1 protein-coding gene is annotated in these 576 nt (G+C 74.1%); it reads left to right on the top strand.

From position 1 onward, the window contains the following. The coding region (locus IH00_RS44895; protein WP_039947853.1) for a beta-ketoacyl [acyl carrier protein] synthase domain-containing protein at nt 1–576 on the top strand (576 nt) is incomplete at both ends.

Genomic DNA, 576 nt, shown 5'->3' with positions numbered 1-576 from the left:
CCCGCGCGAGGCCCTCGCCATGGACCCGCAGCAGCGGCTGCTGCTGGAGGCGGCCTGGGAGGCGTTCGAGAGCGCCGGTATCGACCCCACGTCCCTGCGCGGCAGCGACACCGGTGTGTTCACCGGCGCGGTCACCTCGGACTACGGCGCGGCGAAGCTCCCGGAGATGGACGGCTACTTCCTGACCGGCACCACCACCAGCGTGGTGTCCGGGCGCGTCGCCTACAGCCTGGGCCTGGAGGGGCCCGCCGTGTCCGTCGACACGGCGTGCTCCTCGTCGATGGTGGCCCTGCACCTGGCGTCGCAGGCGCTGCGCTCGGGTGAGTGCTCGCTGGCGCTGGTCGGCGGCGTGTCGGTCATGACCGCGCCGCACCTGCTGGTCGACTTCAGCCGGCAGCGGGGCCTCGCGCCCGACGGCCGGTGCAAGGCCTACTCGGCATCGGCGGACGGCACCGGCTTCGCCGACGGGCTCGGTCTGCTCGTGGTGGAGCGGCTGTCGGACGCGCGGCGCCACGGCCACGAGGTCCTCGCCGTGGTGCGTGGCTCGGCCGTCAACCAGGACGGTGCGAGCAACGG

The organism is Streptomyces sp. NRRL S-118 (assembly GCF_000716335.1).
In the GTDB taxonomy this organism is placed as follows: domain Bacteria; phylum Actinomycetota; class Actinomycetes; order Streptomycetales; family Streptomycetaceae; genus Streptomyces.
The sequence above is the reverse complement of the archived record's forward strand: the minus strand, read 5'-3'. Positions and strand labels throughout refer to the sequence as shown.